At 69.0% G+C, this 18,098-nt stretch carries 18 protein-coding genes; 13 read left to right on the forward strand and 5 right to left on the reverse strand.

Annotated features, from left to right (window positions below):
- The first annotated feature begins 68 nt into the window (after positions 1-68).
- From FKO37_RS15265 to FKO37_RS15275, 3 genes are all read left to right on the forward strand, one after another.
- A complete protein-coding gene (locus FKO37_RS15265) occupies positions 69-911 on the forward strand; it encodes an SDR family oxidoreductase (protein ID WP_037817959.1) in 843 nt (280 codons plus the stop codon).
- Positions 912-923: 12 nt separating this feature from the next.
- Complete coding sequence (locus FKO37_RS15270; protein ID WP_238604747.1) at positions 924-1,340, forward strand: Dabb family protein; 417 nt, start codon at positions 924-926, stop codon at positions 1,338-1,340.
- A gap of 298 nt (positions 1,341-1,638) precedes the next feature.
- Entirely contained in the window at positions 1,639-3,246 is a 1,608-nt protein-coding gene (locus tag FKO37_RS15275; RefSeq protein ID WP_238604748.1) for an ABC-F family ATP-binding cassette domain-containing protein, read from the forward strand.
- On the opposite strand, the gene FKO37_RS15280 is transcribed toward FKO37_RS15275, so the two are convergent.
- The gene (locus FKO37_RS15280) at positions 3,230-4,525 is read right to left on the reverse strand and encodes an MFS transporter (RefSeq protein WP_238604749.1); all 1,296 of its coding nucleotides are present in this window, start codon (positions 4,523-4,525) and stop codon (positions 3,230-3,232) included. The two genes, FKO37_RS15275 and FKO37_RS15280, sit on opposite strands and share 17 nt — an antisense overlap.
- 86 nt (positions 4,526-4,611) lie before the next feature.
- Between FKO37_RS15280 and FKO37_RS15285 the strand changes: the two genes are divergently transcribed.
- Together FKO37_RS15285 and FKO37_RS15290 are read left to right on the forward strand one after the other, a co-directional pair.
- Complete coding sequence (locus FKO37_RS15285) at positions 4,612-4,968, forward strand: helix-turn-helix domain-containing protein (protein ID WP_238604750.1); 357 nt, start codon at positions 4,612-4,614, stop codon at positions 4,966-4,968.
- 21 nt (positions 4,969-4,989) lie between these two features.
- Positions 4,990-5,862, forward strand: coding sequence for a cyclase family protein (locus tag FKO37_RS15290; RefSeq protein ID WP_238604751.1), 873 nt, complete (start codon positions 4,990-4,992; stop codon positions 5,860-5,862).
- Positions 5,863-5,914: 52 nt separating this feature from the next.
- Here the strand turns inward: FKO37_RS15290 and FKO37_RS15295 are convergent, their stop codons facing one another.
- On the reverse strand, positions 5,915-9,904 hold the full coding sequence (locus FKO37_RS15295; protein WP_238604752.1) for a trypsin-like peptidase domain-containing protein: 3,990 nt from the start codon (positions 9,902-9,904) through the stop codon (positions 5,915-5,917).
- Positions 9,901-10,239: a CU044_2847 family protein gene (locus FKO37_RS15300; RefSeq protein WP_134664730.1), complete on the reverse strand. Its 339-nt coding sequence runs from the start codon at positions 10,237-10,239 to the stop codon at positions 9,901-9,903. The genes FKO37_RS15295 and FKO37_RS15300 overlap by 4 nt, the downstream gene beginning before the upstream one ends.
- Positions 10,240-10,552: 313 nt before the next feature.
- On the opposite strand from FKO37_RS15300, the gene FKO37_RS15305 reads away from it, so the two are divergent.
- The 3 genes from FKO37_RS15305 to FKO37_RS15315 all read left to right on the forward strand — a co-directional run bounded on the left by FKO37_RS15305 (position 10,553) and on the right by FKO37_RS15315 (position 12,220).
- Complete coding sequence (locus tag FKO37_RS15305; protein WP_238608270.1) at positions 10,553-11,152, forward strand: RNA polymerase sigma factor; 600 nt, start codon at positions 10,553-10,555, stop codon at positions 11,150-11,152.
- Between the two features lie 21 nt (positions 11,153-11,173).
- Positions 11,174-11,554, forward strand: a complete 381-nt coding sequence (locus FKO37_RS15310; protein WP_238604753.1) for a hypothetical protein — start codon at positions 11,174-11,176, stop codon at positions 11,552-11,554.
- 384 nt (positions 11,555-11,938) lie between these two features.
- A complete protein-coding gene (locus FKO37_RS15315) occupies positions 11,939-12,220 on the forward strand; it encodes a hypothetical protein (RefSeq protein WP_238604754.1) in 282 nt (93 codons plus the stop codon).
- Between the two features lie 8 nt (positions 12,221-12,228).
- Here FKO37_RS15315 and FKO37_RS15320 read toward each other — a convergent pair whose 3' ends face one another.
- Positions 12,229-13,143 (reverse strand): hypothetical protein, encoded by a 915-nt coding sequence (locus FKO37_RS15320; protein ID WP_238604755.1) that lies wholly within the window; start codon positions 13,141-13,143, stop codon positions 12,229-12,231.
- The gene (locus tag FKO37_RS15325) at positions 13,140-13,478 is read right to left on the reverse strand and encodes a PadR family transcriptional regulator (RefSeq protein ID WP_037817971.1); all 339 of its coding nucleotides are present in this window, start codon (positions 13,476-13,478) and stop codon (positions 13,140-13,142) included. The genes FKO37_RS15320 and FKO37_RS15325 overlap by 4 nt, the downstream gene beginning before the upstream one ends.
- Before the next feature lie 89 nt (positions 13,479-13,567).
- On the opposite strand from FKO37_RS15325, the gene FKO37_RS15330 reads away from it, so the two are divergent.
- From FKO37_RS15330 to FKO37_RS15345, 5 genes are all read left to right on the forward strand, one after another.
- Entirely contained in the window at positions 13,568-14,284 is a 717-nt protein-coding gene (locus FKO37_RS15330) for a TetR/AcrR family transcriptional regulator (RefSeq protein ID WP_238604756.1), read from the forward strand.
- Between the two features lie 89 nt (positions 14,285-14,373).
- Complete coding sequence (locus FKO37_RS47755; protein ID WP_374204314.1) at positions 14,374-14,676, forward strand: carboxylesterase family protein; 303 nt, start codon at positions 14,374-14,376, stop codon at positions 14,674-14,676.
- Positions 14,677-14,895: 219 nt separating this feature from the next.
- Positions 14,896-15,798, forward strand: a complete 903-nt coding sequence (locus FKO37_RS15335) for an NADP-dependent oxidoreductase (RefSeq protein ID WP_238604757.1) — start codon at positions 14,896-14,898, stop codon at positions 15,796-15,798.
- A gap of 26 nt (positions 15,799-15,824) precedes the next feature.
- Positions 15,825-17,315 carry a DHA2 family efflux MFS transporter permease subunit gene (locus FKO37_RS15340; RefSeq protein ID WP_238604758.1) on the forward strand — a complete coding sequence of 497 codons (1,491 nt, stop codon included), beginning with the start codon at positions 15,825-15,827 and terminating at the stop codon, positions 17,313-17,315.
- Positions 17,316-17,434: 119 nt separating this feature from the next.
- Positions 17,435-17,887 carry a hypothetical protein gene (locus tag FKO37_RS15345; RefSeq protein ID WP_238604759.1) on the forward strand — a complete coding sequence of 151 codons (453 nt, stop codon included), beginning with the start codon at positions 17,435-17,437 and terminating at the stop codon, positions 17,885-17,887.
- Positions 17,888-18,098: the final 211 nt, after the last annotated feature.

Below are 18,098 nucleotides of genomic sequence, written 5' to 3' on the forward strand. Positions count from 1 at the left end.
ACCGACGCGAGCGGCGGGGCGTCCGAGCGAAGGTGGGGACAGGCCACCGGAGGAAAGGAAGTTCCACAATGGACACCGTGCTCGTCACCGGCGCGACCGGGACCGTCGGGTCCGCGCTGATTCCCGCTTTGCAAGCCCGCGGCAGCGCTGTCCGCGCCATGACCAGGGGACGTCCCGTCGACGGCGTCGAGACCGTCGTCGCCGACCTGCGCGACCCCGCCTCGCTCGCGGTGGCGCTGAAGGGGGTCGACGCGGTCTTCCTCAACAGCCCCTCCGCCCCCGACGCGGCTGAACTGCAGATTCAGTTCGCGAACCTGGCTCGCGACGCCGGCGTCAACCGGCTCGTGCTGCTCTCCCAGTACGCCGCCCGCCCCGATTCGCCGGTGCGTTTCTTGCGCTGGCATGCCGAGGTGGAGGCACACGTCGCGAAGCTCGGGCTCGACTACACCGTGCTCCGCCCCAACCTCTACCTGCAGGCGTTGCTCAACTTCTCCGCCACCATCGCGCAGGGCTTCATCGCCGCGCCCATCGGCGACGCGGCGGTCAGCGCGATCGACACCCGTGACATCTCAGCCGCCGCCGCTGCCGTATTGACCACTGACGGACACTCCGGCCGCACCTACACCCTCACCGGTCCGCGCGCGGTGACCCACGCCGAGATCGCCGACGCGCTCTCTGCCGTCGCCGGGCGGGACATCGCCTTCCACGACGCATCCGCCGACCAGTTCGCCGCCGCGCTCAACGGTTTGCTCCCGTCGTGGCAGATCGGCGGACTGGTCGAGGACTACGCCCACTACGCGCGCGGCGAGGCCGCCGAGGTGGACCCCGCCGTCGCCGACCTCACCGGACGCCCCGCCCGTGACCTCACCGACTTCGCGCTCGACTACTCCGCCGCGTTCGCGGCCCGCTGAAAGGAAATTCCGATGATCTACCACAGCATTCGCTTCACGCTCAAGCCCGAGGTCACCGCGGCGGAGAAGACCGAACTCGCCGCGACGATGCGCGAACTGTTCGACCGGATCCCGGCGGTGAAGGCACGCGTCGTCGGCCCGGATTTCGGCGGGAAGTACGAACTGGGCGCCGTCCTGGTGATCGAGGACATCGCGGGGTACGCGGAGTACATGAACCACCCCGCGCACCTCGAACTGGACCGGGTGGGGCTGCCGCTGGTCGAAGAGTTCATGTCGTCCGACATCACGGACGACCCGGACCCGGAGACCGGCGCGAAGATCGCCGAGGTCCACCGGAGCCGGTTCGCGAACGTGCCGGACATCGCGGAGCTCATCTCCGGGCTCGCCGAGTACACCGGCAGCGCGGCGCCGGGGGAGCACGGCCACTGACGCCACGCGGGTGCGTGAGGGGAATCTGATTCCCGCAGGGTTCCCCTCACGTACCGCGGAGCGTGAGCCGCGTTAAATCGCTGGCGCGGGGCCCGGCCCGCTGAGTACACTGTCGTCAGTTGTCGCCGTTCATCGGAGAGGTGCATTGATCTTCTGAGGTGTAAAGACACCGCGATCCCGGGCTCTTCCGCCCGTCGCGCGTCTGGCCTCGGATGACGGCACCCTGAAATCGCCTCCCCTGCCCGCGCCGCGGTGTCTCCACGTTCTTGTGTCCGCTTGCGAACGGGGAGTTACGCCTATGTCTTTTTCCATCGTGTGCTCGGAGCTCAGTTTCGCCTGGCCGGACGGCGAGGTCGTCTTCGACGGCTTCTCCGTCGCCATCGCTGAGGGCCGCACCGGATTGATCGGCCTGAACGGGTCCGGGAAATCCACCCTCCTGCGGCTGGTCGCCGGCGAACTGCGGCCGACCGCAGGCTCGATCAGCGTGTCCGGCGACCTCGGCTACCTGCCGCAGAACCTGATCCTCGCCGCCGAGCGCCGCGTCGACGACGTGCTCGGCGTGGCGGAGGTCCGGTCCGCGCTCGCCGCGATCGAACGCGGGGACGCCGCCGAACGCCATTTCGCGACCGTCGGCGACCAGTGGGACGTCGAGGAACGCACCCGCGCGACGCTCGATCAGCTCGGCCTCTCGCACGTCGCCCTCGACGCGCGGGCGGGGGAGCTGTCCGGCGGCGAACTGACCCTGCTCGGCCTTGCCGCGCAGTTCCTGCGGCAGCCGGACGTGCTCGTGCTCGACGAGCCGACCAACAACCTGGACCTGCGGGCCCGGCGGCTGGTCGGCGAGGCGGTCCGGGCGTGGAAAGGCGTGCTGGTGCTGGTATCTCACGATCGCGAGCTGCTGCGGCACGTCGACCGGATCGGAGATCTGCGGTCCGGGGAGGTGACGTTCTACGGCGGCAATCTGGAGGATTACGAAGCGGCGGTGGCCGTCCAGCAGGAGGCGGCTTCGCGGATGCTGCGGGCTGCGGAGTCGGACCTCAAACGGCAGCAGCGCGAGCTGATCGAGGCGCGGACGAAGCTGGACCGGCGGGCCCGGTACGGCCGGAAACAGTGGGAGAACAAGCGCGAGCCCAAAGTGCGGATGCGCAAACGCCAGGAGGACGCGGAAATCGCCGCGGGCAAGCACCGCACGATGCATCTCGACAAGGTGGCGGAGGCCAAGGACCGGGTGAAGGAAGCGGAGGAGGCGATCCGCGCCGACGACGAGATCCGGATCGATCTGCCGGAAACCTCGGTGCCGTCCGGGAAAGAAGTGCTCACTCTGTCCGATGTGGAGCTTCGGAACGGGCTCGCGGTGAACCTCGCCGTGCGCGGGCCGGAGCGGATCGCGCTGGTCGGGCCGAACGGTTCCGGCAAGACCACGTTGCTGCAGACGATCACCGGGGCGATCGAGCCGCGATCGGGGACCGTCAAGCTGCCGGTGCCGGTGCGCTGGTTGCCGCAACGGCTCGATCTGCTCGACGACACGCTGTCTGCCGCGCAGAACGTGGCGCGGGCGGCGCCTTCCGCGTCGAACAACGAGATCCGCGGTCAGCTCGCGCGGTTCCTGGTGCGCGGCAGCCGGGCGGATCAACCGGCCGGAAGCCTTTCCGGAGGGGAGCGTTTCCGGGCCACGCTGGCGACGTTGCTGCTGGCGGAACCTGCGCCGCAACTGCTGTTGCTGGACGAGCCCACGAACAATCTGGACCTGGCGAGCGTTCGGCAGTTGTCGCAGGCGCTGAAGTCGTACGCGGGCGCGCTGATCGTGGTCAGCCACGATCTCCCGTTCCTGCACACCATCGGGGCGACGAGGTGGGTGGAGCTCGGGTCCACAGTGGAGGAAACCGTGGTCAGCGGATCGCGGTGAGGAGCGTGACTGCTCCCGCCGCGATCAGCGCGGCGGCGAATCCCGTTCCGCCGCCGAGATTGGCGATGGTGCTGAACACCGCGACCCCGCCGCCCGCGCCGATGGCGAACCCCACCTCCTGCGTCGCCCCGGCCGCGCCCGCGTGCTCGGCGGTCGCGGCCTCGAACAGCGCGGTGGTCGCCAAGGTGCCGATCGCGCCATAGCCGAACCCGACCAGCGCGACCGGAAACACCGTGTGACTCAACGGGATCGCGGCGAGCCCGACAGCTTGGATCACCAGCGCGATGGACGTGGATGTCCGGCTGCGCAGCCAGTTCACACTGAATGGTGCGACCAAGCCGCCGACCGCGGTAGCCACGGCTTGCGGAGCGAGTGCGAAACCTGCCTCGATCGGCGTTTGCCCTTGCGTGTGCTGGAGTTCGAGGCTGACGAGGTAGAGACAGGCCGCGGCGGTCGCAGCGGAAACGACGATCCGCGCGAACGCCGACGCGAAACCCGGTCGCAGGAACAGCCGGACCTGCAACAACGGTTGCCGAAGCCGGAGTTGCCTGCGCACGAACACCATCCCGGCAACTACACCAGCCGCAATGGCCACCATCCCGCGCAATGGTGCGACGGTGATTTCCTGCAGCCCGTACACAATCCCGCCGATCGCCGCCACCGACCACAGCAGGCTCGGAATCTCCCACCCAGCCGACGCCTGCCCGACGGATTCGGGCAGCAACCACACCGCCAACGCGATCGTGAGCACCGCGAGCGGCACCAGCGCAAGGAAAACCCAGCGCCAGCCCGGCCCTTCCGTCAGCAATCCGCCGACGACCGGGCCCAGCGCATTGCCCGCTCCCAGCACGGTGACCCACATCCCGTTGGCGAACGCGAGATCCCGCCCGGAAAAGAGCGACCCGATCGTGCCGACGACCCCGGCCAGAATCAACGCACTGGCCACCCCGAGCAACCCGCGGCACACAATGAGCAACACCGAACTGGTGGCGGCCGCGGCCACCGCGTTCAGCACCGCCAACGCGCTCACCCCGAGCAGCAGCACGCGCTTCCGCCCGTAGCGGTCGCCTGCCCGAGCCGCCCCGACCATCGCGACTGCCAGCGCGAGCGGGTACACGTCGACGATCCACGCCCGCGCCGACGCCGACACCCGCAGTTCGTCCGCGATCCGCGGCAGTGCCGTGTTGACCATGCCGAGGGCGAGACTTCCGCCGAGAACCCCAGCCAGCAACGGAATCAGCACGAGCCCGCGCCGAGGCTCCACCCGGGTCAACGCCATGCGACGATCCTGTCCGGACACCCCCGCGATCGACAAGTACGGACTTTGCCGTCCAGTACTGACCGAATGGATAGTGAGGAGGCCGGATGCGCCCGCAAACGGAAAAGGCCGTACGAGCGTGGCGAACGAGCTGCGCCGCCGAGATCACGACGATGGTGCTGGGCGGCGCGTGGAAGCCGAGCATCTTGCACGCACTGGCCGAACACGGCGTGCTGCGCTTCGGGGAACTCTCGCGCCTGCTGTCAGATCTCACCGACCGCGTCCTGACGCGCCAACTCCGCGAACTGGAAGCCGACGGTCTGCTTCGCCGCGTCGTGTACCCGCAGGTGCCGCCGAAGGTGGAATACAGCCTGACGGAACTGGGCGAGAACGCGCAGGAGGTGCTGAACGCAATGGCGGCGTGGGGCCGTTCCTACGCCTCGTACGCGGTCGAGCAGCAGTAGTTTCTCCGTACGATCACGACCATGAGCGAGCGGAACGACCTGCCGAGCAACTGGGGCCGCTGGGGCGCCGACGACGAACTCGGCACGCTGAACCTGATCACCGACGAGGTCCGCGAACAAGCCGCGCGCGAGGTGCGCACCGGCCGCTCGGTGTCCCTGGCGGTGCCGATCCGGCCGGCTCCGGTGCTGAGCGGTCCCTTCCCGCCGCGGACCGCCGAGGAATCGCCGGTCCAGCAGATGATGCTGTACACCGGAAGCCCCGCGATCGCGTACGCGGACGCCCTGACCGTGACGAACCACCACACGCTGTCCACGCATCTGGACGCGCTGGCGCACATCCCGCAGGACGGCCAGGTGTATCCCGGCCGGCTGGCGAACGAGAGCGTCACGATGGGCGGCGTCGTGCACGGATCGACCACCGCGTTCGCCGAAGGCATCGTGACCAGGGGAATCCTGCTCGATTTCGGCGCCGACGGTCCGGTTCCCGCCGACCGCGCGCTCACCGCACAGGACCTCGAGGCCGCGGAGGAACGGTTCAACGTCCACGTCGAACCGGGTGACGCCCTGGTCGCGCGGTTCGGCTGGGTGCAGACCCGGTACCGAGGCAACCCCATGCCCGGCATGAGCCTCGACGCGACGCGGTGGATGCACGACCGCGGGGTGTCTCTGTACGCCGGGGACCTCTCGGACGCCTACCCGCCGGTGTGCTCGCCTCCCGCGATGCACGGGGTCGCCCTCCCGCGGCTGGGGATGCCGTTGATCGACGCGGTGGACGCCGACGAACTGGCCGCGGTGTGCGCGGAGCTGGGGCGGTACAGCTTCCTGTTCGTCGCGGCTCCGCCCCGGATCCTCGGGCTGACGGGGGTGCCGGTCAATCCGGTCGCGGTGTTCTGAGCGGCTGTGCGGTGTCCTGACGGCCGGGGGTTGAGTGGCTGGAAGGGCAGTCTTAGGCGCACGGCCGGCTTTGCTCCGCACCTGCGGGCAGAAGGGTCTTCTCGGCCGGGGTGAAGTCCCGGTCGTTGATGCCGCACAGGTGCCGCATCCAGGCGGCGCCGTCGAGCGGGACCGACGGCCGCGGGCCCGGCCTGGTGTCGAGCACCAGGTTTCCGTTCTCGACGGCCCGGTTGAGCGATCCGTCGCCGAGTTGGATGTCGGTGACCAGCTTGTGGTCGGGCCAGTGCCACACCTGGAAGTCCAGGGTGGCTTCGCCGAACAGGTAGTCGCCGTCGATGCCGTACAGGGTGTTCATCGACGCGGGCATCGTCGGCAGCGTCCGGTTCGCGTTGAGGTCGAGCAGGACCACGCCGCTGACCACCCCGTTGACCATGGCCGCGAACGAGCCGGTGGGGTCGATGGCCGGGGCGCCGGGGTAGAAGTCCGAGTGGAACGTCTCGATCGCTTTCCGGCTCGGGAGATCCCACACCGCGGCCGTTTTCCCGCCGTAGACGAAGATCTGCCCGGGATGTCCTGGTCTTGCCTCCGCCTTGGCGACATCGGGCTGCGTGGTCAGCGGCAGCGGCGCCGCGGTCTGCTGCCCGGTGGCCGGATCCCAGAACGTGACCGTTTTCGCGTGCAGGACGACCACGCTCTGTCCTGGGACGGCGATGATCGTGCCGTCGTCGTTCGGGTCCGGGTCGCCGGGAAGCGGCGCTTCGTGTTCGAGGACGAGGTCGTCCGCCCGGTAGGTCCGCAGTGTGCCGTCCTCGCTGACGGCCAGGACGTGTTTTCCGCTCGGGTCAAAGGAAAGCGCGGTCGGCACGGGCACTGAGACCTGCTTCAGCACCTGCTGATGCGCGTCCAGGAGGGCGAGTTCTCCGGCGTCGGTGCGGGCTGCCCACTGCCGGCCGTCCGGCGACCGGGCGGCCGGGTTCCACGAGGTGGCGTCGGCGGGTTTGGCGTCCGTCGCGGGCACGGCGCTGAGCTGCATCGACCCGTTCCGGACGGTCAGCGCGGTCAACCGGCCGTCCGCGGCGGGGAGGAGGACCGGGGCCGGCGAGGTGTGCGCGGTTGCCCAGTTGACCGTCACCGAGGGATCGGCGAACAAGTACCGCTTTCCGTCCGCCCAGTGCACGGCCCCGAGCGGTCCTGCTCCGGGTTTGTTCAGCAGAAGGAATTGCCCGGTGACGTCGATGTCCATTCCGGAGCAGTCGACGCCGTTCGCCAGCTGTCCCGACCGGGTGCCGGAAACGTCCAGGAGGGTGACTGTTTCGCCGTCGCAGGCGGCGAACTTCCGGCCGTTGCCGACGAGAACGCCCTGGCCGAGCGAGCGGATCAGCGCGCCGGTCGCGGCGTCGCGCACCACTGCCTGGTTCTTGGCGTGGGGGTCGCTCGGCTGCTCGAACAGGACGACCTGGCGTCCGTCGTCGGTCGGGTAAACCGTGTTCACCATGCCCGTCGCCAGGCTGGCTGGCAGCGGGGTCGAGGTCGCGTGGCGGGTGTGGAGATCCCAGACCTGGAGGAGCCGGGGCCGGGCAGCCTCGTTGGGCACTCCCACGAGGTACCGGCCGTTCGCGCTGAACGCCACGGATTCGAACGCTGTCGCGTCGCCGGCCCGGAGGACGACCGGCGGGGCGGAGCCGTCCAGGTCCCAGATCTTGACCCCGGGCTCGTTCCCGGACTCCGCGAGCAGCCTGCCGTCCGGGCTCAGTTCCAGGTAGGAGGTGGGGTTGACGGCGAGTGCGCGCGACTGGGGCGTGGGTCCGGGCAGCCCTTGCCAGAGCGTGACCGGCGTCGTGGGGTCGGCGGATTTGATGATCATGCGCTGGCCGTCCGCAGTGGACACGATCCGGTCGGTCGCCGCGATGTGCTGCGGCGGAAGGATCCGGTCGATCCCCCGCCAATAAAGCTCCTGCTGCAACAGCGCGCCATAAGCCTCGCTGCTGTGCGGGTTTTCCCGCCACGCCGCCTGTGCCATCTGCAACGCCGACGTGTCCTGCCCGTTCGCGTCGCGCAAGGATTCCTGGGCCAGCAGGATCGCGTTGGCGGTGTGCAGATTGTCGTTGATGGTCGCCTGATTGCGCAGTACCACGACGGTGAGCACGCTCGCGGCCAGTGCCAAGGTGAGTGCGACGGCGGTGACGATGCGCCAGCGCCGGATGCCGCGTCGTTCGGCGGCGTAGCTGCGCTCGATGTATTCCTTGTGCGGTGCGGGGATATCCGACCCGCGCTGGGCGAGCCATTGCCGGGCAGCGGCGAGCGCCGCGCCGCGGAGCAGGCCGCCGTGGTCCCGGTCGGACTGCTCCCACTGGTCGATGTCCTGCCGCAGGTCTGCTTGCCACACCAGGAAATCCCGGTCTTCGGCGAGCCAGTCCCGCAATTGGGGCCAGTAGTCGATCAACGCCTGGTGGACGAGGTCCGCGCGCTGGTCGTCGTCGAGCACCACGAGGCGGCGGGCCGCGAGTTCGTGCGCGATGTCCCGCAGTTCCGGCCCGAGTTCGCCGAGCCGGACCGAACGCCGGGCGAATCCCGCGTCGCCGTCCGGTCTCGCGAGCTGCACGAGCAGTCTGCGTGCAGCGTCCTTTTCGGACGGACGAAGGGCTTCGAGCGCTTCGTCGGCGGCCTGGCCCAGCGCACCGGGCACCCGGCCGAGCTTTTCGTAAGCCGCGTGGGTGAGCCAGCCGCCGTGCCGTTGCTGCCAAAGCCGTTCCAGCACCAGGGAAACCAGCGGCAGCGTGCCGGGCTGGTCCATCGCATCGTCGAGGATGCGCGGCACCAGGCCGGATTCGAAGGCGAGACCGCCGACCTCGGCGGCCGGTCCGGTGATCGCCTCGGACAACTCGTCGCGGGACATCGGCTGCAGGAAGCGGACAGCCTTGTTGAGCCGGTCCGCGGTTTCGCGGGTGATGAGCGAGTCGAGGGACCGGGCGCGCAAGGTGAGCACGACCCGCAGCGGGGCCGGTTCGCCCGGTTCCCGTCGTTGCGACGCGATCATCCGGGTGAGCAGTTCGAGCAACCGGCGCGCGCCCTCGCGGTCCGCGACGACGATCTCCTCGAACTGGTCCACGAAGAGCACTGCGGCACCGTCGGAGGCGAGCGCGTTCGCCGCTGCCGCCGGGTCTTCGACCGGCTGCCCGATCGCGGCGGCGAACATGGCGACCGGTTCGGTCCCGGTGTCCGGGCGGATGTCGAGCACCCGCGCGCCCGCGGCGCGGAGGCGGGGCAGCAGACCGGCGCGGACCAGCGACGACTTGCCCGAACCGGACGGACCGGCCACGACGACGAGGTCTTGCCGGGCAGCTTGTTCGGTCAACTCGGCCAGTTCGGCGTCGCGGCCGTGGAACAGCGCGGCATCTCGTTCTTCGAGAGGTTTCAGTCCCCGGTAAGGGTTTTCCGCCGCGACGGTCCAGGTGTCGCCGAGCGCGGTGGTGGGGATGAGGTGCGCGGTGGTGTCGTGGCGGTTGGCCCGGGTGACGACCATGCCGACGACGCCGTTCGCGTCGTCGTCCCACACCGGCGCGCCGCTGAACCCGGGCTCGATGCGCCACTGCCGCGCGTCGGTCTCGATCTGGATCCGGCCGGTGCCCTGCGCGCCGAGCAGCCTGCCCTCGATCCAGATGCCGGCGTCCTGGTCGAACGGGAACCCGAACGTGCGGAACGAATGCCCGCGGACGTCGTCGGTGATCCGCGAAGGAGCGGGCAGCGCGCCGGACGGGGCGGGCTCTTCCAGTTGAAGCACCGCGACGTCGCCCGCTCCGTCGCCGCTGTCCGGCTGCCAGTCGACCACGCGCGCGGGAATCGGAGAACCCGTTGCCAGCAGGGGAAACTCGACCTGCACGAGCCCGTCCGGGCACTCGGTGTCCCCGAGTTCGCCGAGCGCCGCGGCCACCACGTGCGCACACGTGGCGACCCGGCCGGGAGCCACCAGGAACCCGGCCCCGGCGACCCCGGCCGCCCCGCTGATCCGGACGACGGCCGCGGCGAGCGGATCAGCGCTCATGACGACGGCGCGGTCCACTCCATGCTGACCGTGAAATTCGCTTCGCCCGCGGTTTTGGCGATCGCCAGGTTCGCCTCGCCGGTGACCTTGATGCCGAACTGCAGGCTGATCTTGGACGGCCGCTGCTCCATCGCCCGGAACTCGGCGAGCACGGCCTCGGCCGCGGGCCGGATCCGCTGGAGCGCCTCCTGGACCGACTCGGACGCCTGCTCGATCGACGGACCCCGGCCGACCGGCTGGTTCCCCCTGGCGGCCCGGCTCACGCCGTCATCGGCATCGGTTTCGAAAAGAATGGCGTCGCCGCCGCCGACCGGCATGCTGACCCACTGCGTCATGGCCTCGGTACCCCTTCGGACCCGCGATCGCTTCGTGCCGGTCAGTCAATCACAACGGCCGGGGCGGGGAGGGCGGAATCGCGGAATCCGGTGCCTGGCATCGCCCCGCGCGTGCGCTCACGACAGTGCTCTCACTCCGGACCATTCGCGAGAAGGGCTTGCGCTTGGTGACTCGCGAGGTCACCCGATCGGACGCGGGGCTCGGAGGTGAAGATCGCCGGGTCCCGGACGTTAGGGAGTCGAGGAGCTCATTGCCTCCCCGCCCGTCACCCGGGCGGGTGGGCCAGTTCCGCGAGTGAGGAGTTCGCCGGTGATGAGTTGTGCCGGTGGTGAGCCTGGAGAATTCCCGTGCCACGGGTCTCCGGGGGTCTGGTCGTGCCGTCCGTCCGCCCTGTGCGGCGGCGAGAGCGACCGGACGAGGGTCCGCGAAGCGTTCGATGCGTTCATTGACGAGGCCTATGACGCAGCACTGGCTGCTGCGAAGAGGTTCACGGAAGGGGACACGGCACTCGCACAGGACCTGGTTCAGGACGCGTTCGTCAAGATGTGGTCGATCGTCCTGACCGGGACCTCGGAAGTGACGTGGAGCATCGGGTTCGCGGTGACGGTGGTCAGGAATCTGTTTCTCGACCATCGGCGGCGCCAGGCTCGGGAGCGCAAGCTGATCGCCCGGGCGGCGCGGCCGGAGGCCGCGATGCTGGATCCGGACCAGCGGACTATCGATCGTGCTGTGGTGCTGGAGTTTCTCCGGCGCCTCCCCGACCGGCACCGGGAGATTTTCTTCCTGAGCGAGGTCGGCGGCTTCAAGGCGGCGGAAGTCGCCGAATTGCTGAAGCTGGCTCCGGGCACGGTCAGCAATTACCTGTCGAGCGCCAGGAAGCAGTTGCGGATGCTGGCATCCGGCCTGGCATGAAGGAAGAGAAGGGGTGATGCTGTGGGCGTAGGCTTCGGCTACGACCACGTTGACGCCCCGGCTCGGCAAGATCAGCTGGCAAAGACCGCGCACCTGCGCAGCATTCGCGCCGCACTGGATTCAGCGGATTCGAATGCCGCGCAGGTGCGCGGCGCCGGCGGGACGGCCTTCCCGGGCGATCCCGCCGGCGGTTGCTCGCTTGATCAAGGCAGATGGCCTTACGCCGAACTGGCCTGCTCCTTGCGGGAGGCCGGCAGAGGACGAGGCGATGCGGCCCGCCGAGTCGCGGAGTTGCTGGAACTGTTGGAACTACCCGAGGACGCGGCCGTGTGGTGGCACCGTGCTGCCGAGTCCGGAGACCGGGACGCGGCGATGTATGTCGCTGCTCTCGACGCTTCCTAACTCGCTGATCGGGTCCGCGTAGCGGACAGCGCAAGGCTCCTCGTGTCCGAGAAACGGAACTGCCTATGCCGGGTGTACGGCGGTTCCTCGCCAGGAAAGGAAAAAATGATAGCCCGTTCGGAATCAGTAGTGCTGCTGCTGCGGGTATCGGCAGCATTGGCACTGTTGACGGTTGCTGTGACGAGGGCGGGGGGCCTCGCCTCGGTATTCCGGCGGATCGCCGTCGACATATCGTGTTGATGTCGTCGGCATGACAGGTGCGGCCCCCGGGAGTCGGAGACTCCGGGGGCCGCATCCGCCGCACAGGTCTGGCTGAAATGAGATCGGTGGTTCCCCATTCGTTCGGTAGCTGTCAAAGGCACCGACCCCGGAGGAGTCCCGACTATGCCGACCGAGCGCCGTATCGCAGAGGAGAGGGACGGCCGGCCGACGCACAACTGGGCGAGCACGGTCGACGGCTGGGTACGTGATCCGGCGATCCGGCGGCACGCATTGCTCGCCCTTGCGATGGTGCTGGTGACGGCTCTGGTCGCGGTCGGCATCATTACTGGCGTGGCAGGCCAGTTCGCCGCCGTGCTCCTGCGCCATCAACTTGTTCTCTGGCTGGGCGGCGCTGGTGTTGGCGGCGCTGGGTGGTGGATCCGCCGTACTCGCCGGGCCAGGTGAGCGCTGGTTCAGTTCCGGTTCGGGCGGGAATTCCGGTCGAAACGATGAAGCAGGACGCCGAATCCGAAGGTGACGGCTACCGGCGTGGCGTAAAGGACGAGCGGCAGAACCGCGTAAACGTCCAGGTATCCGAGCACCCGCGCCACGACTGGTACCACGACAAGCGGCGCAAGAAGGACCAAAGCGGCACGACGCCCGCTTCGGGTGCGGAGGCGGCAAGCGGCGAAGACACCGACCACGAGCACCACCAACTGCACCAATTGGGCGAGCGGCAGATGCATTCCGCGAGCGGTTGTCGTAAGCGCAAGCAGCACAACGACCGTGCCGACGAGGATGGACAGTCGCAAGCGGCCCAGCAAAGCCAAGCCATGGCGCGGCCCCGGGGACGCAGTCATTGCGAGGGCCGCGAAAACGCTGAGCAGCACCCAGCCCGGAGCCACGTCCACCGACCAATGCCGGGCGGGATCGAGGATTGTGACAGTGATCAAGGCGGCATTAGCCACCCACGCGAGGATCACCGAGGCGCGACGCATCCCCCACACACCGAGCGCGACGGCGGCCAGCCAAGCCGACCACACCGGGACGTCGGCGAGCGCTCCCAGCCACATCCGCAGCGGCCACCCGTCCAGCCGGGCCACGCTCCGGATCTCGCGCACGGTGGAGGCGGCTCCGGTCAGCAACAGCACCGGTGCCAGCAGGCTGACTATCGCCAACGTGTCCCGCCGGGAGTGTCCGCGCAAAGCATGTCGCCAGTGGACCTGGACGGCGCCCCAGACGAGGTCAACCGTTTCGGCAACCCCTGGCGTGCTTCGGTTTTCGGCACCGTCGAGCAGTACTCCCAGCATTTCTTCGCCGTGCGCGGCTCGGTGCGCGCGCGGGTACAAAGCCAGCAGGCACCGGTAGCGTCGCTCCAAGCCGCTCACGCCAGTCCTCCTGCGCTGCGGAGCTGAAGCCGTTGTTCGGCAGCAGTCGTGTGACGTTGCCGTCGCTGGACTTCCGCGGCCAGCCGCGCGGCGCCCGGTTCGGTCAGGCGGTAGTAGCGGCGCAGCCTGCTGTCCACGACTTCCTCGCGATCCACTTCCACCCAGCCCTCCGCGTGAAGCCGGTCCAGTGCGGCGTACAACGTGCCAGCCCGCAGCTTGACCTGGCCGTCGGAGATCGTTTCGACATCGCGCAGCACGCCGTAGCCATGCTGCGGCTGGGCGGCTAGCGCGGTGAGGACCAGGAAGGTCGGCTCGCGCAGGGCTGAGTCGCTCATGACGTGAGCATATACCGATGATCTGCATATGGCGAGCAGGTCAGGCGAACAGTGTTCGGCGAACGAACGCTCCGGGATAAGGTGCACCGGTGGACCCCAAAGAGCGGCGCGCAGCACGGCATCAGCCACCGAAACCCGGAGCCAGCACGAAACCTCGGCGGCGCACGGTGCCGATCACTGTCGAGCAGGTCGTCGACGCCGCGTTGGAGATCATCGCCACCGAGGGGTACGAGGCGTTGTCCATGCGCCGCGTGGCCGATGCGCTGAACACCGGTCCCGCCTCGCTTTACGCGCACGTCGTCAACAAGACCGACCTCGACGAGCTGCTCATCGCGCGGCTGTGCACGAGAATCGTTCTGCCGGAGCCGGACGCCGCGAACTGGCGTGAGCAGATCCGCGACGTGTGCGTCCAGTTGCGCGACCTCTACCTGGCCTATCCCGGGATCTCCGGTGCTGCGTTCGCGGTGGCACCCACCGACCTCGACACCGCGCGGCTCAATGAAGGGATGCTGGCGATCCTTCTGAACGGGGGCGTCCCAGCGCAGGCCGCGGCGTGGGGCGTGGATTCCCTGCTGCTCTACGTGGCCGCCTACTGCCTCGAGACCTCGATCGTGCGCCGGCGGGTGGCGGAGAAGGACGCCGTGTGGGTCGTCGGACGGGACGAGATGCAGCGGCGGCTCGCTTCGCTGCCCGCGGAGGATTTTCCTTACACCGCAAGCCATGCCGTCGAGTTGACGGCGGGTGAGGGCCATGACCGGTTCGACTTCACGCTCGAAGTGATGATCGACGGTTTGGCGCGTCGCTAGGCGATTGGTCGCGGGCCGGGTTTGTCGTCCGTGAAGGACTCCTTGAGGGAATCAGATTCCCTCAAGGAGTCCTTCACGGACCTGTCTGCATGGTCCAACGGGAGCTGATCGGGCCGGGGAACCGTCCTGGCGGGGTTCTCTGCGCGTTGACAAGAACACTGTTCGTTGGTAGAACGGTGTTCGTGGAAGCATGGACAGAGCGGCCGGTGGTGAAGACCTCGCACGGCCAGATGCGCGGGACCCCGTCGGGCTTCCGCGGCATTCCCTTCGCTGAGGTGCCCGTGGGCGACCTGGCGCCTCAGCCGCCTCGCACCTGGGAGTACGTACTTGACGCCGGGGAATTTCGGACGGATCCCCGCTCAGGCGGCCGCGATCGAGCCTCGGCAACCTGACCGGTCCGCTGGTCGGGAAATCGCTGGGCCCGCGACCGAGTGCCGAACTCGCCGCGCTCTCGTCGGCGATGAGAACGGCGCGGGGACGGCCTGGGTGATCGGCGCGGACCCGATCGTGCGGCCTTGTCCGGAGCAGCTGTCCGTGAACCTGCGGGCTAGCCACGACTTCCTGTGCCTGCCTCTTCGATCCTCGGCCTCGCGCCGGGAAGGGATTGCCTCATGAAATCGGTCCGGTTCAGCACCTTCGGCGGCCTGGAAGTCCTCGAACTCGCCGACGTCCCGGATCCGCACCCGGGCCCCGGCGAAGTCCGGATCTCGGTGCGTGCCGCGGGGATCAACGCGAGCGACTGGAAGAAACGTCAGGGCCTGATGGACCAGGAACTCCCGCAGACGATGGGACACGAGGCGGCGGGCGTCGTGGACGAACTCGGCGAGGGCGTCACGGATGTCGCGCTCGGCGACCGCGTGTTCGGATTCTCCGCTTCTGGTGGCGCACAAGCGGAATTGACCGTGCTGTCCTGCTACGCGCCCATCCCGCCGTCGCTCAGTTTCGCCGAGGCGGCTGCCTTGCCCGCCGCAGCCGAGACGGCCGCGCGTGCGCTCGACCAACTCGGCGTCGAGAGCGGGGCCACGGTGCTCGTCAACGGTGCTTCCGGCAGCGTCGGTGCTGCCGCGGTCCAGCTCGCCGTGGCGCGGGGCGCGCGGGTGATTGGCACAGGAAGCCATGCTACGCATGACTTTCTGCGCTCGCTCGGTGCCGAACCCATCGCCTACGGACCTGGTATGTCAGACCGGGTCCGTGCGCTCGCACCCGATGGCGTCGACCTGGCGCTGGACGTCGCCGGAAGCGGTGTCCTGCCGGAACTGATCCAGCTCGCAGGCGGTCCGGAGCACGTCATCACGGTCGCCGACTTCGCCGGTGCCCAGCAGCACGGCGTCCGCTTCAGTCGCGGCGACGGCGGGCACGCGCTGTACGTGCTATCTCAACTCGGCGACCTGGTGGAAGCCGGAAAATTCACCCTGCCCGTCGGGCAGACGTTCCCGATGGCCGACGTCGCGGAAGCGCACCGCGTCGGCGAATCGGGCCGGGTACGCGGAAAACTCGTCCTCCTGCCCGGCTGACGGGCCAATTCAATCGAGAGAACTTCATGAACTCTGACCTCTCGCCGACCGGGATCGCCCAGTCGGCTCCCCGAAGCGCGCGCGGAAACGCCGCGCGCCACCAGTACCGCTGGCTGACGCTCGTCGTGCTGAGCCTCGCCCAGCTGATGGACATCCTCGACTCCACGATCGTCAACATCGCCCTGCCGAGCGCACAGTACGACCTCGGATTCCCCGCCGATTACCGGCAATGGGTGCTCACCGGCTACGCGCTCGCGTTCGGCAGCCTCCTGCTCCTCGGCGGCCGGCTCTCCGATTACTTCGGCCGGAAACGGCTATTCCTCGTCGGCGTCGGCGGGTTCGCCGTCGCGTCCGCGGTCGGTGGCGCCGCCGGGAATTTCACGACCCTGCTGGCCGCGCGAATCGGCCAAGGCGCGTTCGCCGCGATGCTCGCTCCGGCCGCATTGTCCTTGCTGTCCATCACTTTCGCCGACGACGCCAAGGAACGCGGCCGCGCGTTCGGCATCTTCGGCGCGATCTCCGGTGCGGGCGGAGCAGTGGGTTTGCTGCTCGGCGGCGTCCTCACGCAGGGCCTGTCGTGGCGGTGGTGCCTCTACGTCAACCTGATCATCGCGGCGCTCGCGTTCGCCGGCGGACTAGTCCTCCTCCGCGACGGCGACCGGCCGCAGCGGGTCCGGCTCGACGTCGCGGGCACGGCCGCGGTGGTGCTCGGCCTGATCGGGATCGTCTTCGGTCTCGGCACCGCGGAACGCAACGGCTGGCACGACATCCGGACGCTCGGACCGGTGCTCGCGGGCGTCGCGCTCATCGCTGCGTTCGTCGTCGTCGAACGCCGCACCGCCCACCCGCTGCTGCCGCTGCGGGTGATCCTCGACCGGGTCCGCGGCGCCGCGTACCTGACCTTGGGCATCACCGGGACCGGGATGTTCGCGATCTTCCTGTTCCTCACCTTCTATCTCGCGAACACGCTGGGGTTCAGTCCGCTGCAGACCGGCGTCGCGTTCCTTCCGATGATCGGCCTGGTCATGGCGGGAGCGGTGTTCTCCGGCGCGGTGCTTCTGCCGCGCTGGGGACCTCGGCCGATCGTGCCGCTCGGCTGTCTCCTCGCCGCCGTCGGCATGGTCATCTTGACCGGAATCGGCGCGGACTCGAGCTACGCCGGGAACATCCTGCCCGCCCTGCTCGTCACCGGGATCGGCTTCGGATTCATCTTCGGCCCGGTGCAGAACGCCGCGACCAGCGGAGTCCGGCCGCACGACGCCGGGGTGGCGTCCGCGCTGGTGACGACGGCCCAGCAGATCGGCGGCTCTATCGGAACCGCGGTGTTCAGCTCGCTCACGACGTCCGCGATCGCAGGCTACCTGGCCGCACATCCAGGAACCCTCGCCGCGGCGACCTTCGCCGGATACCACCTGGTGTTCTGGACCGCGGCGGCGGTTTTCCTGTGCAGCGCGCTGCTGGCCGCGTTGCTGTTCCGGAGTGGTCCGTTGCCGCTGCCCGCAGACCCGGCGATCTGAGACGCGAACGCTAGCCTGGTGGTATGGCAGAGACCCGTCCTGGAGGCCGGGCGGCGCACAATGCCGTGCGCGAGTCGCCGTCCGGAGTTCTGGGTCGCCCGCGGCATAGACTGGCCTGCGTGGCCGGCCAGAAACTTCTAGCTTTCCTCCGCGAACTGCGGGCGACCACCACCTGGAAGGTGACCGCCGACGACACCTCGGTGAGATGGCAACTCAGCGGGTTAACGTGGCAGACCACGGTGATCGTCGACCCGCGGCGCTGGCTCGGGCTGGAGTTCGAGGCACGGGACCCGGCGACCGGCAAGCTTGTCACGTATGACATCGACACCGATCTGTACGACATCACGCAGGAGCGTCAGCGCGAGTTCGCCGAGGAGATCGAACGCGACATCATCGAGTTTCTCGACAACCTGCGGAAGGGCTCGATGCTGCGCGGAACCGACGGCGCGCTCGTCTTCCCGCTCGACGGTTCGTGGATCCGCGTCGTCCGAGGGCGGTTCCTGACCAGCGCGTCGACGCACACTGATGCTGCGGCAGCCCGGGCCGGTGGCGACTATGCCGTGGTGCGGTAAGGGCTGCTGATACTTCACCGGGTTGCCGTTGAGATCGCCGCCGTCGCACGGCCTGGGTCCGTCGTCCAAGGGGCCGAGCCCGCTGCCGTCGTCCGAGAAGCCGGCCGCGATGCGGTCGGCAGCGATCAACAGCGGCTGCCAGCGTGCCGCGGCGAGGTCGGTGTCCTCTGGTGTCAGAGAACCGAGCGGGATGGCGGTCGGCCAGACTGAC

Origin of the sequence: Amycolatopsis sp. Poz14 (genome assembly GCF_006704225.1) — a bacterium.
In the GTDB taxonomy this organism is placed as follows: Bacteria; Actinomycetota; Actinomycetes; order Mycobacteriales; family Pseudonocardiaceae; genus Amycolatopsis; species Amycolatopsis nivea.